At 71.6% G+C, this 16,605-nt stretch carries 4 protein-coding genes; 2 read left to right on the top strand and 2 right to left on the bottom strand.

Features of this window, described 5'->3' with window-relative positions; genetic code table 11:
* Positions 1-33 precede the first annotated feature (33 nt).
* Both ACWDNU_RS15590 and ACWDNU_RS15585 read left to right on the top strand, forming a co-directional pair.
* Positions 34-1,197: a sensor histidine kinase gene (locus tag ACWDNU_RS15590; protein WP_449669310.1), complete on the top strand. Its 1,164-nt coding sequence runs from the start codon at positions 34-36 to the stop codon at positions 1,195-1,197.
* Positions 1,194-1,874 carry a response regulator gene (locus ACWDNU_RS15585; RefSeq protein ID WP_449669309.1) on the top strand — a complete coding sequence of 227 codons (681 nt, stop codon included), beginning with the start codon at positions 1,194-1,196 and terminating at the stop codon, positions 1,872-1,874. Before ACWDNU_RS15590 ends, ACWDNU_RS15585 begins: the two co-directional genes overlap by 4 nt.
* A gap of 44 nt (positions 1,875-1,918) precedes the next feature.
* On the opposite strand, the gene ACWDNU_RS15580 is transcribed toward ACWDNU_RS15585, so the two are convergent.
* Both ACWDNU_RS15580 and ACWDNU_RS15575 read right to left on the bottom strand, forming a co-directional pair.
* Positions 1,919-3,073 carry a macrolide family glycosyltransferase gene (locus ACWDNU_RS15580; protein WP_449669308.1) on the bottom strand — a complete coding sequence of 385 codons (1,155 nt, stop codon included), beginning with the start codon at positions 3,071-3,073 and terminating at the stop codon, positions 1,919-1,921.
* An 11-nt stretch (positions 3,074-3,084) separates the two neighbouring features.
* Positions 3,085-16,449 (bottom strand): amino acid adenylation domain-containing protein, encoded by a 13,365-nt coding sequence (locus tag ACWDNU_RS15575; RefSeq protein ID WP_449669307.1) that lies wholly within the window; start codon positions 16,447-16,449, stop codon positions 3,085-3,087.
* Positions 16,450-16,605: the final 156 nt, after the last annotated feature.

Below are 16,605 nucleotides of genomic sequence, written 5' to 3'. Positions count from 1 at the left end.
GCGCCAGCACCTCAAGACGCGGACGATGGCCTGGTGACATCTGGTCGAGCAACCGCGGCCCGCCGTCTGCCGGGCGGCGGGAATGCGTTGCTGGCCTTGGCTTTCGCCGTGGTCGCCGCAGCGGCTGCGGCGGCCGCCCACGGCTCGTGGCCGGGATGGGTGACGGCCGCCGTAGCCGGTGCGGCCGTGGCATGGTGGCGGACCCGCCCGACGCTCGCGCTGCTGACCGGTTTCGCCATGTACGTCGCGGATCTGCTGCTGGGCACGGTGCCCGCGCCGGTCTTCCTGCCGCTGGTCCTCATGTTCGCCGCCACGGTGGTGCTCGGCCGCCGCCCGGTCGCCTACGCGGTGCTGGCCGCCGGTTATGCGCTGGCCGTCAGCGTCCCGGTGCCTGGCTGGGATTCGCCGAGCGTGGGATCGGCGGTCGGATTGGCAGCGTGGTTCCTCGTGCTGGCCGTAGCCGCGGAGCTCGTCCGGGTCCGGCGTCAGGCACGCCGAGCCCGCGAGGCCGAGCTAGCCGGGGAAGCGCGGACCCGGCGGGAACAGGCATTGCGCCGTGCCGGGGACGAACGGCTCCGGATCGCGCGCGATCTGCATGACGTGCTCGCTCACCAGCTGGCGTTGATCACGGTCCAGGCCAACGCGGGGCTCGCCCTGCTCCCGCGCGATCCGCAAGCCGTCGAACAGGTGCTGACCGCGATCAAGGACGCGGGAAACTCCGCGCTCGGCGAGGTGCGCGCGGTGCTGGACGCGCTGCGCGCACCCGACTCCGGCGACGTCCCGTACCGCCCGAGCCCCCGGCTTTCCCAACCCGGCGACCTGGCCGAACTGCTCGACGGAGCGCGCGCGGCGGGACTGCGCGTCGCGACCGAGATCGAGGACGCGCTGCCGTCGTTGCCCGTCCCGGTGGACCAGGCCGCGTACCGGATCGCCCAGGAAGCGGTCACGAACGCGATCCGGCACGCCGGTGCGGGCGCGACCGTCGGACTCCGCCTGTCCTGCGCCGACGACCGGCTCGAGCTGACCGTGACGGACGATGGCGGGGGTCGTCCTCGGGGCGGAGTTTCGGGAGGTGGCAACGGGTTGCCGGGGATGCGGGAACGTGCCGTGGCGTTCGGTGGCGTGCTCACAACGGGCCCGGTTCCCGGTGGCGGGTATCGGGTGGCGGCCGTTTTGCCGGTCGGCGGTGTCCGGTGACCGGCTCGATCCGGGTCGTTCTCGCTGACGATCAAGCGCTCGTGCGCGCGGGCATCCGGGTGCTGCTGGAGACCTGCCCGGACCTCGTGGTGGCCGGCGAAGCCGCCGACGGCGAGACCGCGCTTCACTTGGTGCGAGAACTGAGGCCCGACGTCGTCCTGATGGACATCCGCATGCCCGGCCTCGACGGGCTGGCCGCCACCGGCCGGATCGCCGCCGACCCGCGGTGCGGCGGGACGCGCGTGGTCATGCTCACCACCTTCGACCTGGACGAGTACGTCTTCGAGGCGCTGCGCCGGGGCGCGGCCGGATTCCTGGTGAAGAACAGCGAACCGGACGATCTCGTGCGCGGCGTCCGGGCCGCCGCGGCCGGGGACGCGCTGCTCGCCCCCGGCGTCACGCGCAGGCTGATCGCGGAATACGCCACCCGCACGAAGCCGGTTCCGTCGGCAGCGGCGGCGCTTTCCGCGTTGACCGGACGGGAACGGCAGGTCCTCGCGCTGGCCGGAACGGGACTGTCCAATGCGGACATCGCGGACCGGTTGCGGGTTAGCCCGCTGACCGCGAAGACGCACGTGTCGCGCATCATGGGCAAGCTATCGGTGCGGGACCGGGTGGGGCTCGTCGTGCTCGCCTATGAAACCGGTCTGGTCCGGCCCGGGTGGGTGGCCGAGTGACCTGCGCTGCCTGGCCTGAGACTGTCCTATGTGGACAGAACCTCTCATCCCGCCAACTCCGCCTCGATCAGATCAGCAGCCCGCTTGGTCCCGCCCTCCGCCATCAGCTCCCGACGGACCTCCGCCAGCCGAGCCGCGACCTGCGGCGACCCGACCAGCTCCAGCAGACTCTCCCGCAACGCCCTGGCAGTCGCCCGGCCAGGATCGATCCGGCGCCCGACCCCGAGCCGCACCAGGACGTCCGCGTTGTCCGGCTGATCGGTGTACGGATCCTGAGGCGCCGCGATCATCGGCACGCCGTGAAACAACCCCTCCACGCACCCGCCCATCCCGCCATGGGTCACGAACGCGGAGGCCTTCTCCAGCACGGCCATCTGCGGCACCCAATCCCGCACCTCGACCGTCCCGGGCAACTCGCCGAGCGACGCCGGATCGACGTGTTTCCCGATCTGCAGCACCACGTGCCACCCGGGCAGGTCGCCGAACGCCGCGACGCACTCCCGGTAAAAGCCGGGCTTGCCGGTGAACGTCGACCCCAGCGACACGAGCAGCACCCGTTCCACTCCGGCAGGCGGCTGCCACGCCTCCGCTCGGGAACCGAAGCAGGGGCCGACGAAGGTGGTCCGCCGAGAATCCACCCGGTCCGGGTTCGGTTGCAGGACCCGAGGGATCAGAGCCAGTTCCCGCGCCGGACGGCCCAGATAGCCGGACGGAATTCCGTTGTCGCGCAACCACTCCGCCCACCGTCCGTAATGGACGGAGAAGCGCGGATCACGCCGTCGCTCCTCGAATTCGCGCAGGAGTTCGTCGTCGCCGCGGTCGGGAACGGAGTTCGGCGAGAACATCACGTGCGGCACCCGCCACTGTTCGGCCAGCACACGCACCGCGCCCACGCCCTGGTCGTAGAGGACCAGATCCGGCCGATCGTCCTCGAATGCCGCCCGCAGCTGTGGCGTCATCGCGATCGCGTCGTCGAGGAACAAGTCCCGGTGCGCGATCTCGTCAGACGGCCATTCCGCGCGCCCGTCCAAATAGGACAAAAGAGTCGACCGATACGGAACGAAGTCAGCGCCGACACCGGTGATGACGTCGGCGAAAGCGGGATCGTTCGCGTAGCTCACCCGATGCCCGCGCGCGACGAGTTCCCGGATCACCTCCAGGCTCGGCAGCACATGCCCGTGCGACGGCAGATTCACCATGCAGAGATGCGTCACGACAACCCCAGCCGGGACAGCGGCGCGTCGGGCGCGTCGACGGCCGCGGTGAGCAGCGTCCGCAGCTTGTCGAGCAGCCCGGCGGCGGTGGCACGGTCGAACAGGTCGCTGGAGTAGTGCAGGTAGGCGTCCAGTTTGTTCGTCCGGGCCTCCTGGAACTCCAGGTACAGGTCGTGGTCGTGCGAGTCGGTGCCGATGGCGACCGGACGCTCGTCGCCCCGGTTCGCGCCGACCGGCAGGTCCTGCAGAGCCAGCTGAACCTGGAACAACGGATGCCGGTCCGGCGTCCGCGCGCCCAGCTCCGCCACCAGCCGGTCGAAGGGCACGTCCTGGTTGGCGTACGCGGTCAGGTCCACCTCGCGCACCCGCGCTACCAGATCGCGGAACGACGGGTCTCCGGCGGTGTCCGTGCGCAGCACCAGGCAGTCGGCGAAACAGCCGACGAGATCGTCCAGCTCAGGACGCGGACGGCCGGCGATCGGCGTGCCCAGCGGCAGGTCAGTGGCACCGCTGAGACCGGTGAGGAGAGCGGCCAGACCGGCGTGCAGCACCATGAACAGGCTCGCTCCGCATTCCCGGGCCACCGCGGTCAGGCCGTCACGCAGGTCGGCGTCGAAGCGGCCGAGCACGGTCCCGCCTCGCCCGGTCCGGATGGCCGGTCGCGGCCGGTCGGCGGGGAGCGGGATTTCCGCGGGCAGCCCGGCGAGCGTGGATCGCCAGTGGTCGAGCTGCTCCTCGACGCGCAGATCACGTTGCCACACCGCGTAATCCGCGTAACGGACCGGAAGCGGCGGCCACGTGGGCGACACCCTGGCGCGTCGAGCGGAGTAGGCCTGACGGAAGTCGCGGGACAGCACGTCCAGCGACCAGCCGTCCGCGGCGACATGCGGGAGCGCGAGCAGCAGAATCGGCTCGGCGCCAGTGACCAGGTAAACGTGCAGCGGCGGCTCACGCGTGAGGTCGAACGGTTCGGCCGCTGCGGCCGAGAGCACCTGATCCAGGTCACCGGCGGTCAGCCGTCGCACGTCAGGCGGTGCCGGGGGCAGGATGCGTTGATACGGCTGGCCTTCGTGCACGTCGTAGACGGTCCGCAGCGATTCGTGCCGCGCGACGAGATCGGCCAGCGCGGCGGTCAGCGCAGGCTCGTCCGGCTTCGGCAGCCGCAGGGCGAGCGGAAGCACCGTCGTGGCCGTCGGCCCGTGCAGCTGATCCCGTGCCCAGAACCGGAACTGACTGTGCGACAACGGGATCCGATCTGGAAGCTGTCGACGCTCCAGGGGTGCCGACACTGCGGGCCGAGCCTGCTCCACCCGTGCGGCGAGCCCGGCGGCGGTCGGATGATCGAACAGCTCACGGACGGCGAGTTCGACGCCGAGCAGGTCCCGGATCCGGGCGACCGCCCGCATTGCCAGCAGCGAATGCCCGCCCAGCGCAAGGAAATCCTCGTCGACGCCGACCGACGGAAGGTCGAGTGTGTCGGCGAATACCTCGCAGAGCATCCGCTCGTGCGGGGTGCGCGGAGCCCGACTCGCTACCGGAAGTGCCTGCTGGGGCGCGCTCGGCCTCGGTAGCGCCGCGCGGTCGATTTTCCCATTGGCCGTACGCGGAATCTGCGCCATCACCAGCAACGTGGCCGGCACGAGATGGACCGGCAGCCGCGCCGCGAGCCCGGCCCGCACCGCAGCGGGATCGACCGCGGCGCCGGGCGCGGGCACGAGATAGCCGATCAGCCGTCCGTCGTCCGGCACGACGACGGCCTGCCCGACGTCCGGGTGATCGGTCAAGGCAGCCTCGACTTCGCCCAGCTCGATCCGGATCCCGTTGACCTTGACCTGGTCGTCGACCCGCCCTTCGTAGTGCAGGAGCCCGTCCGCGTCCCAGCGGCCCAGGTCGCCGGTCCGGTACATCCGCGCGCCGGGCGGGCCGAACGGGCACGCGGTGAACCGTTCCGCGGTCAGCCCCGGCCGGCCCAGGTAGCCCCGGGTGAGGCCGGGACCGGCGACGTAGATCTCGCCGACCGTGCCCGGGGCCGCCGGAGCGAGCCGCGAGTCCAGCACGAACACCTCGGTGTCCCGGATCGGGCGGCCGATCGGCGCGACGGCGCGGCCGGAACCGGGGGAGCAGGGCCACAACGTCACGGTGTCGGCGGCCTCGGCCGGGCCGTAGGTGTTCACCATCCGGCGGCCGCGTGCCCACGTCTCGATCAGCGTGTCCGGACAGGCCTCGCCGCCGACCACGAGCGTGCGCACCCGAGGCAGGCTCTCCGCCGGGACAGTCGCCAGCACCGCCGGAGCGAGCTGCACGTGCGTGACCTGGTGTTCAGTGATCCACTCGGCCAGCGAAGGCCCCTCCAGGATGACGTCCGGGCCAGGCAACACCAGGTGCGCGCCGGACAGCAATGCCGTGCACAGTTCGGAAATCGCCGCGTCGAAGCTCGGCGACGACAACTGGGAGACGGTCGAGTCCGCGTCGAGAGCGAACCCGTCGATCTGCGCGGCAGCCATGCTCGCGACCGCCGCGTGCGGGACGGACACCGCCTTCGGAGTCCCGGTCGAACCTGAGGTGTACAGCACGAACGCGGGGTTGAGCGGCCGGAGTTCGACCTCCGGTGCCGTTTCCGGTTGGCTGGCAAGGGCGGTGCGGGGATCGGCCAGGTTGAGGTGCGGCGTGTCCAGCTCCTCGTGTGCCAGGGTCAGCACCGGCTGCGCGTCGGCGAGCATGAACCGGATCCGCTCGGCCGGGTAAGCCGTGTCCACCGGCAGCACCGCCGCCCCGGACTTGAGCACCGCCACGATCGCCAGCGCGTGATCGGCTCCCCGCGGCACCGCGACGGCGACGACGCGCTCCGGCCCCGCGCCGTGGGCGATCAGCAGGTGCGCGAGCCGGTTGGCCGCGGCGTCGAACTCCGCGTAGGTGTAAGAAACCCGCGCATCGGAGACAGCGGGCCGGTCCGCGTAGCGCGCGGCGATCTGGCCGAACCACTCCGCGACGGTCCGCGTCGGCCGCAGGATCCGATCGGGTTCGGCCGCGATCGTCAGCAGGAGCTGGCGGAAGCGCGCGGCCAGCTCGGTCGCCGTCACCGGGTCGACCACATCCGGTCGGTAAGCCAGCCGGACGCCGAGTTCCGCGCCGGGACGGACGGTCAGGTCGAGCGGATAGTGCGTCGACTCCCGCCCGCTGACCCCAGTGAAGAGAGCGCCGGGAAGTTCCTTGGCGCCGGCGTAGTTCTCCACGACGGTGGCGGTGTCGAACAGCTCGCCGTGCCCGGCGAGGCGCAGGATCTCCGCGAGGTCGAGGTACTGGTGCGCGAACAGCTCGGCCTGTTCCCGCTGGAGCCGCCGCACGAACTCGGCGAGCGGCTCGTCGGCGGCCAGCCGGACGCGCACCGGGAGCGTGTTGATCAGCAGGCCGATCAGCTCGCCCGCCGCGGGCAGGTCCGGCGGACGCCCGGACACGGTGGTGCCGAACACGACGTCCGCGCGACCGATGTGCTCGCTGAGCAGAATCGCCCAGGCGGCTTGGACGACCGTGTTCAGCGTGACGCCGAGCTGCCGCAGCCGCGCCGACAACCTCGCGTAGTCCTCAGTGGACAGTGCAGTCGTGAGCTCGACCGGATCAGCGGTCGCGCGGCGGTCGGCGACCAGCGTTGGACCGGTGAGACCGTCCAGGGAAGACCGCCACGCCTCGACGGCCGCCTCGCGGTCGCGTTCGCCGAGCCAGTCGAAGTAGTCGCGCAGTTCCACCACCGATGCTTGCCGGTTTCCGGCGTATGCGCGGCGAATCTCGTCCAGCAGGAGCGGAATCGACCATCCGTCCAGCAGGACGTGGTGATAGGTGAGCACCAGCCGGTTCCGTCCGTCGGGCAGCCGCACCAGCAGCGCCCGCAGCAGTGGCGGCTTGGTGAGGTCGAACGGCCGGGCTGCCTCCGCCGCGTCACTGTCACGCAGATCGGTCCACTCCAGCTCCGCCGTCGCCGGAATCACCGCGACCGGCTCGCCCGAACTGACCGTCGGGAACGCCGCGCGCAAGTGCGGATGTCGCTCCAGCACCGAGGCCACCGCAGCCCGCAGCCGTGAAGCATCCACCGCACCGGTGAGATCGAGGCTGAGCTGCAGGCGATAGCGGTCAGCGTCGGCTCCGTCGAGGTTGGCGTGGAACACGAAGCCGCGTTGCAAGGGCGTGAGCGGGAGAACGTCGACGAAGCCGGGGTACTCCGCCGCGATTCGGTCCACATCGGACTGACGCAGCGGCGTCAGCGGGAAGTCGGACGGCGTGTGCCCGCCAGCGCCGGGAGTCCGGGAGTGGTCGGCCAACGCGGTCACGGCCCAGGTCCAGCTCTCCGCGAGATCCCGGACGTCCTCTTCGGACAGCAGCGCCGGTGCACAGGTCCAGGTCGCGCCGAGGACGAGGCCGTCGGGGCTTTCGGTGACGTGGGCATCGACGAGCAGGGGATGCCCCAGCGGCTGCCGGTTGCCGGAACCGCCGGTGATGACCTCGGCGGTCAGCGCGCTGTAGTCGGTCACCGGAGCCCAGTCGGCTTCGGCGGACGGGGTGAACCGGCCGAGGTAGTTGAACGCGATCTGGGCGGCGGGGGCGGCGGCGAGGCTGTCCGCGGTGTCCGGGTTGAGGTAGCGGAGCAGTCCGTAGCCGAGGCCTTGCCCCGGGGCGGAGCGGACCTGCTCCTTGACCCGCCGCAGGCACGCGCCCGCGTCGGCGCCGCCGGACCAGACGTCGTCCCACCGGAGCGGGCCGGGGTCGAGACGCACCGGACGCATGCTGGTGAACCAGCCGACGGTGCGGGTCAGGTCGATCGCCTCGTCGAGGTCCGCGCGGCCGTGCCCCTCGACGTCCACCCGGAATGCGGCGCGCGGCAGGCCGTTGCGCTCCCGCCAATCGGCGACCGCGATTGCCAGCGCGGTGAGCAGGACGTCCTCCGCCGAGGCGTGGAAGGCAGCGCACACCGAGCCGAGCACGGCACGGGTGGTGTCCACGGGCAGGGAGACGGTGTGGTGGGTCGCGGTGCCGAAGGTGTCTCGCTCGCGATTCAGGCTTCCCGTGGTGATCGACGGACCGGTGTTCGCTACGACCGAGTTCCAGTACGGCAGCTCTGCCAGCCGCCGCGCGGACCGGGCTTCCTCGTGCAGCCGGGTAGCCCAGGCGCGGAAGGACGTGGGCACGGGCGGCAACGGGGTGTCCGGGGCCTCGCAGGCGGCGGCGAGATCCGACAGGAGGATCGGCCAGGAGACGATGTCGACGGCCAGGTGGTGCACGATCAGCAGCAGCCTGCCCCGGCGGTCAGGCCCGGCGTCGAACCAGACCGCACGGACGATCACTCCCTGCTCCGGCGCGAGTGATGCGCCCGCTGCGGCGGCTTCTGCCTGGATAAGCGCGTCGGTGTTCGGGCCGGTGGCATCAACTCGGCGAAGGCAGTTCCCAGCGCTCGCCTGGATCTCGATCGTCCCGCGCACCCACCGCATCCGGAGCATGTCGTGCCGCGCGAGGACCTGCTCCAGCGCACCCGACAGCCGAGCCTCGGTCAGTCCTGCCGGGGTGTGCACGAACGCCGACTGGCTGAACCGGTCGATGTCGCCGCCGGTCTCGGTCAGCCAGTGCATCACCGGCGTCAGCGGCACCTCCCTGCCGCCAAGCTCGACGTCGGCCCGGACCCGCGCCACCGCGGCGAGCCCGGCGGGACTGCCGTGCCGGAACACCTCCCGCAGCGTGAACCCGAGACCGGCGGCCTGCGCCCGCGCCACCAGCTGGATCGCGGAAATGCTGTCCCCGCCCAGATCGAGGAACCCGTCGTCGGCGCCGACGCCGGTCATGCCGAGCACCGAGCCGAAGATCCGGCACAACGTCTCTTCCCGCGCGTCGGCCGGGCGACGGGATTCGGGGCGGTTCGGGCGGGGAAGCGCGGCACGGTCGACCTTGCCGTTGGCCAGCCGGGGCAGCTCGCCGAGCCCGACGACCGCACCCGGCACCACGGCTTGCGGCAGCATCCGGCCGAGATGCTCCCGAACGTCCGCCGCGTCGATTTCCGGGACCACGTAAGCGATCAGGCGCTTCTCGACGGTGATCACCACGGCTTGCTCGACGGCCGGATGCGTCAGAAGAGCCGCTTCGATCTCGCCCGGCTCCACCCGGACGCCGTTGATCTTCAGCTGCTCGTCGGTACGGCCGTCGTAATGCAATGTGCCGTCGGAATCCCAGTGCGCGAGGTCGCCGGTCCGGTACATGCGCGCGCCCGGCGGACCGTACGGGCAAGCCGTGAAGCGTTCGGCAGTCAGTGCGGGCCGGTTGCCGTAACCCCGGGCGAGACAGTCTCCGGCCAGGTACAGCTCGCCAGTGATCCCCGGCGGGAGCGGGCGCAGCGCCGAGTCCAGCACCAGCACGCGCACTCCCGGCATCGGCTCGCCGATCGCGGCGACGGCCGTGTCGGAGGGCTCGTAGTCCCACAGGGTCGCCCAGATCGTCGCCTCGGTCGGACCGTAGGCGTTGACGACCGTGCGGCCTTCGCCCCATCGCTGCGCCAGTTCGCCGGGACACGCCTCGCCGCCGACGATCACCGTGGTCAGCCCGACAGCGGATTCGGGCGGAATCGTGCCCAGGACCGTCGGCACGAGCTGCGCGTGGCTGACTTCCGCCTCGCTCAGCCAATCGCCAAGTCCGGCCCCGGCGCGCGGCACGCTGGGATCCGGGATCACTACGGTCGCGCCCGCGGCCAGCGGTGCGAACAGCTCCGCCACCGAGATGTCGAACGCCGCCGACGTGGTGTGCGCCATCCGTGCGTCCTCGTCGAGGCGGTAACCGGTCACGAAGGCAGCGACGGCGTTCGCGACCGCGGCACGCGTGGTGACGACCGCCTTCGGCGTGCCGGTCGAACCCGACGTGTAGAAGAGAAAAGCCGGATGCTGCGGCATCGCGCGTTCAACGGGCCGGGTGCCGGGTTGGTCGATCGTGGTGGGCAGGACGAGGTGCGGGCCGGGCACGCCGTCGAGGGTCGCCGCGGTTCCGAGCGTCAGCAGCGGGCGGGAGTCTTCCACCATGAACTGTCGGCGCTGCGGGGGATGGTTCAAGTCGAGCGGCAACGCGGCCGCGCCTGCGCGAGTGATCGCGAGGAGCGCCGTCAGATACGAAGCGGACGGCGGTATCGCCACCGCGACTGTCCTTTCCGGACCCGCGCCGTGCTCGATCAGCAAGTGCGCCAACCGGTTCGCCGCCGCGTCGAGTTCGCGGTAGGTGAGCTGGCCCGCCGCGTCCCGTACCGCGATCCGGTCCGTGCCAGCCGAGATCGGATCGAACGCCCGTGCTCCCGAAGCTGCACCGACGCCGGTGGCGAGCAATGCCCGGGCACGGTCGTCGGTCAGCAGCCGGACCGCCCCCGCCGGTTGCGCGGGCTCCTTAGCGATCGCCGTCAGCAGGCTGAGGAAGCTCTCGGCGACCTCCGCCGCGGTGTCCGCGCTGAGCACGTCCGGCCGGTAAGCGAGTTCGACCGTCAGCTCGCGGCCGGGAATCACGTAGAGGTAGAGCGAGTAATGCGTCGACTCCCGCCTGCCGAACCCGGTCACCGCCAGTTCGCCGGTACGGCCGAGCCCGCCCATGTCCGGGTAGCTCTCGACCACGGTCGCGGTGTCGAACAGCACCCCGTGCCCGGCCGCGCGCTGGATGTCGGCGAGACCGAGAAACTGGTGCTCCAGCAGGTCCGCCTGCTGGTCCTGGACCTGCCGCAACAGCCCGGCCAGCGGCTCGTGCGGCGAACACCGCACCCGGACCGGGATCGTGTTGATCAGCAGCCCCACCATCCGGTCCGCGTGCTCCAGGTCCGCCGGACGCCCGGAAACGGTCGTCCCGAACACGACGTCGTTTCTGCCGGTGAGCCTGCCGAGCAGAACCGCCCACGCCGACTGCACCGCGGCGTTGAGCGTCAGGTCCAGCTCGCGCAGCCGCTCCCGGAGCGCAGCGAAGACCTCCGTCCGCAGCCGGGCGCTGACCAGCTCCGGCCGGACAGCGCGCGAGCGCGGCGGGGCCACGAGAGTCGGCCCGTCGAGATCCCGCAACGTCTGCACCCACGCCTTGGCCGCGACCGCGTGGTCCTGTTCCGCCAGCCAGCGCAGGTAATCGCGGTGGTCCGCGGCGGGAGGCAACTTCGCACCGGTGGCCAGCGCGAGCAGTTCGCGGATGACGATGGGCGTCGACCAGCCGTCCAGCAGGACGTGGTGCAGCGTCAGCAGCAGCCGCGACCGGCCTTCGCCCAGCTTCACCAGCGCGGTCCGCAGCAGCGGCGGACGGGCAAGGTCGAACGGCGCCTGCAGTTCCTCGGCGGAGATCCGCTCGTGTTCTGCCGAGGAAACCTCGCGCCAGTGCGGCGGACGGTGCGCCGGGATCACCTGGACCAGGCGACCGTCGCCGGTGGCCGGAAAAGCCGCGCCGAGGTTCGGGTAGCGGCGGACCAGCGCGTCGAGTGCGGTCTGCAGGCGGTCCGGATCGAGGTCGCCGTCCACGTCGAGTGCCAGCTGGACCCGGTAGTTCTCGTCGCTGTCGTAGCTGCCGTGGAACACCAGACCTTGCTGCAGCGGCGTCAGCGGCAGGACGTCGACCAGGCCCGGGTAGTCGCGGAGCAGATCGTCGATCTCGGGCTGGTTGAGCTGCGCCAGCGGGAAGTCGGCGGGCGTGCGGCGGTCGCCGGCCAGCCGCGCGAGCCGGGCCGGGGTGCGGCGCAGGAACAGTTCGTGCGGCGTGAAGCGGACCCCCTTCGCCTGCGCCCGGCCGACCAGCGTGATCGCGAGCAGGCTGTCCCCGCCGAGGGCGAAAAAGCTGTCGTCGACGCCGACCTCGGCGAGCCCGAGCACCTCGGCGAACACCTGGCAGAGCAGTTGCTCTGTGGAGGTCGTCGCGCGCTTCGTGGTCGTCGCGGACCGGGTTGGGGCCGGTAGGGCGGCGAGGTCGGTCTTGCCGTTGCGGGTAGTCGGGATCTGGTCCAGGACAACGAGGTCAGCCGGGACGAACGCGCCGGGCAGGGTCGCGGCGAGCCCGGTCAGCACGCCCTCGACGTCCACTGTGGACGCTGGAGCGGGCACGACGTAGCCGACGAGGCGCCGCCGGCCCGGCTCGTCCTCCCGTACGACGACCGCCGCACGACCGATCGCCGGATCCGCGCGCAGGGCCGCTTCGACCTCGGCGGGCTCGATCCGCACGCCGTGAATCTTGACCTGCTCGTCAGCGCGCCCGCAGAAGTGCAGGATGCCGTCGGCGTCCTCGCGGACCAGGTCTCCGGTCCGGTACATCCGCGCGCCTGGCGGGCCGAACGGACAAGCCACGAACCGCACTGCCGGTAACTCCGGACGGCCGGTGTAGCCACGGGCGAGCCCCGCCCCGGTCAGGTACAGCTCGCCGGGTTCGCCCGGCTCCACGGGCCGCAGTCGCGCGTCGAGCACGTGCGCGGCGACACCTGGCAGGGGACGGCCGATCGGTGCCGTCGGCGTCGTCGCGCGACCGGGCCGGTGCCGCCACAGCGTCGCGACCACCGTGGTTTCCGTGGGCCCGTAGGTATTCCAGATCTCCCGGTCCGGCCCGGCGAGCCGGTCGAGCAGATCCGCCGGACACGACTCGCCGCCGAAGATCAGCAGACGCACCGATTCGAGGTCCTGCGCCGTCCACGCGGCGGCGAGGGCGGGCACCGTCGAGACCACGCTGATCCCGCGCTCCCGCAGCCAAGGCCCCTCGACCGCCTCCCGGGCCGCCGGGACGAGGCACGCGCCGCTGCGCCACGCCAGCCAGATCTCCTCGCAGGACCCGTCGAAGGCGACCGACAGCCCGGCGAGAACCCGATCGCCCGGCCCGAGCGGCTGACCAGCGCAGAACAGCCGTGCCTCGCTGTCCACAAAGGACACCGCAGCCGAATGCGGGACCGCTGCACCCTTCGGCCGCCCGGTGGAGCCGGACGTGAAGATCACCCAAGCCTCGCCGTCGGCCCGACTCCTGGCCGCGGAGCGCGCCTCGACCCGGCTGCCTTGCCGCACGACAGCTTTCACGCCAGCCTCGGCGAAGACCCGCTCGACGCGCTCGTCCGGGTCGTCGGCATCCACCGGGACATAGGCCGCCCCGGCGAGGAGCACGCCGAGGATCGCGACGTACAGCTCAGCCGTGCCGGAGGGAACCCGCACCCCGACCCGATCGCCCGCGCCGACCCCGTGCCCGCGCAGCCGCTCGGCCAGCGCGCCAGCATGCTCAGCGAGTGCGGAGTAGCTCAGCACCGTGGTTCCGTCGTCCAGCGCCGCAGCCTCCGGATGCCGTCGCACGGTCTCGGCGAAAACGTCCGCCAACGTCCGTTCCACGACGCGGGAAACCTCGCGCGCCAGCTTCTCCGGCGGCTTCTCGGCCATGGCAGCGGCGATCCGGGCCGGGGTCCGCCGCCGGAACACGTCCCGAGGCGAGAACGCCAGACCCGCCTTGCGCGCCCGGTTCACCAGCCGGATCGAGGACATGCTGTCGCCGCCGAGCGCGAAAAAGCTGTCGTCCGGCCCAGCCTCGGCCAGCCCGAGCACCTCGGCGAACAACCGGCAGATCAGCCCGACCGTGCCGGACACCTCTCCGCGCGGAGCGGCAGGCACCGCAGGCGCGGGCAACGCGCTCCGGTCGAGCTTGCCGTTGCGGGTGAACGGAATCGACTCCACCACGACCAATGCACCAGGCACCAACCCGCTGGGCAGACGGCGCGCGAGGTCTGCCAGCGCCGCGTCCGTGTCCACAGTGGACCCGGTCGCGTACCCGACGAGCCGTCCTTCGCGGAGCACGACGACCGCGTGCCCGACGTCCGGCCGCGCGAGCAGAGCGGCCTCGATCTCGCCCGGCTCGACCCGGATCCCGTTCACCTTGACCTGGTCGTCGGCGCGGCCCCGGAACTCCAGCCGCCCGTCGCAGCCCCACCTCGCGAGGTCGCCGCTGCGGTACATCCGCGCCCCCGGCGGCCCGAACGGACACGCCACGAACCGCTCCGCCGACCGGTCCGGCTGGCCCAGATAACCCCGGGCGACGCCGGAACCCGCGAGATACAGCTCCCCGGTCACGCCCGGCGGAACCGGCTTGAGCGCCGCGTCCAGCACGTACACTTGCGCACCCCGATGCGGGTGGCCGATCGGCACGGTCGGTGTCTCGATGCCGGGCTCGAAGTCCCAGAGTGTCGCGCTGACGGTTGCCTCGGTCGGGCCGTAGGCGTTGACTACCCGCCGTCCGTCCGTGTGCCATCGCGTCGCCAGCTCCGTCGGGCACGCCTCGCTGCCGACGAACACTGTCCGGACGCTGCGGAGCGATCCTTCCGGGAGGCTGGCGAGAACCGTCGGAGTGAGCAGCAGTTCGGTGACGGCTTGATCGTCCAGCCACTTCGCCAAGTCCTCGCCGGCGGTCGGAGCCTCGGGGATCACCAGCGTCGCCCCGGCGACCAGCGCAGCGCCGATCTCGGCCACGGAGGCGTCGAAGGCCGCCGAGGCGAGTTGCGCGATCCGCGACTCGCCGGTCAGTCCCAGCCGCTCCGCCCAGGTCGCCGCCAGCCGTGCCCACGACCCGCGCGCGACCACGACGCCCTTCGGTTCGCCGGTCGAACCCGAGGTGTGCAGCAGATAGGCGGCGTTGTCCGGAAGCGCCTGACCGACCACCGCCGACGTAGGCAGGCCGTCCAGCGCGTCCAGCACGACGGGGTCGCTTCCCGTCGGCAGCAGGTCCACTGTGGACGACGTGGCCAAGACCGCCGTGGTGTTCGCCATCAGGGTCGCGATCCGCGCTGGCGGGGTGGCGGCGTCTATCGGGGCGAACGCGGCTCCAGCGCGAAGCACTGCCAGCACAGCAGTCAGGTAGGCCGCCGAGCGCGGCACGACGATCGCCACGACGTGCTCCGGACCGATCCCGCGCGCGGCCAGCACCCCGGCCAGGTGCTCGACACGTTCGTGCAGTTCGGCGTAGGACAACGTGGCGTCGGCAGCCTCGACCGCCGGGCGCTGTGGCGCGTGCTCGGCGTGGCGGGCGAGCAGATCGGGCAACTGTTCTGGCGTAGCCGAGGGTTCTCCGGTGCTCCAGGTCAGCACCTCCGCCAGCTCACCGTCGACGTGCAGGGGCAGGTCGCGCAGCCGCGTCTCCGGCGCGTCCAGGGCCGCGGTCAGCAAGCCGAGATACCGCCGGGTCAACGCCTCGGCGCTGCGGCGCTGGAACAGATCCGTCCGGTACAGCACCCATCCGTCCACAGTGGACAGCTCAAGTGCGAGATCGGCGCGGGCCCACCCGTTGTGAATCGACTCGTGTCCCGACGACGGCACGTAGTTGAACGCGACCCGGGACAGCCGCCCGAACCGGTCCGCGGCGCCGGCGCTGAACTTCTCGGCGATCTCCTGGAACGAAATCCCCTTGTGCCGCAACCCGTCGAAGAGCGCGTCCCGCACCCGCGAGACCGCTTCGGCGAAGGTCAGCTCGGCAGGCAGTGCGACCCGCACGATGACCGTGTCGATGAACATCCCGATCACCGACCTCGTCTGCCGGTCCCGGCTGGAGGTCGGCACCGCGATGGCCACGTCCGCGCTGCCCGACATCCGCGCCAGCAGCACGTGATGTGCGGCCAGCAGCACCATGAACGCCGTCGCGCGAAGGCCGCGCCCGACTGCCGTCACGCGGTCGATGAACCCCTCTGGCAGGCGAAACGGCACCGCCGCAGCCTCGTGTCCTGGGACGGTGGGCCGGGGCAGATCCGTGGGCAGGAAGTCCGACAGTTCGGCGAGCTGATCGCGCCAATACGCCAGCCGCCGCTCTTGATCCCCGGGAGCGGAGCGCTGCTGCACCGAGTAGTCGGCGTACTGCGTCGCCAGTTCGGGCAGCTCCGCCGGTCGCCCAGCCGCCGCTGCGGTGCACAGTTCGTCCAGTTCAGCCTGCAGCAGCACGCTCGACGCCGCGTCGAAGACCGCATGATGCACCACGAACAGCAGCCAGTAGTCCGCGTCGGACAGGCGCACGCACACCGCACGCCACAGCGGCGCGCGATACAGGGGGAGTGGCCGAAGACTCAGCTCTCGCAGCAATTCGCGCGCAGCCGCCTCGGCCTCGGCGTGCCCGCGCAGGTCGACGTGCTCGACGTCAAGGACAACCTCGTCGTGGATGGTCTGGTGGAGCACGCCGTGTTCGTCAGCGGCCAGCGACGTGCGCAAGGCTTCGTGCCGGGCGGTCACGGTCGCGAGCAGTTCTTCGATGTTTTCCGGCGGCAATGCGACCGGCGGCAACGTCATTGCCGCCGAGATGTTGTACGCCGGGGAATTCGGTTCGAATTGGCTGGCGAACCAGATCCGTTCCTGTTCGCAAGAGGCGGGACAGATCCGTTCGGCCATGAGCAACTCCCGAAGCCAGCGAGCCCGAGCGGGGCCGAGATGTGCCCGCATTGTTTCGGCGGCGGCCAGGTCCGGTCAAGTTCTGACCAGCTGCGACGCGGTAAGAGAGGTTCGCTTCGGCTCTGTCCGAAACGCTGGCTGCGGCGCCGGTCGGTG

It is taken from the genome of Amycolatopsis sp. NPDC003676 (genome assembly GCF_053587275.1).
The sequence above is the reverse complement of the archived record's forward strand: the minus strand, read 5'-3'. Positions and strand labels throughout refer to the sequence as shown.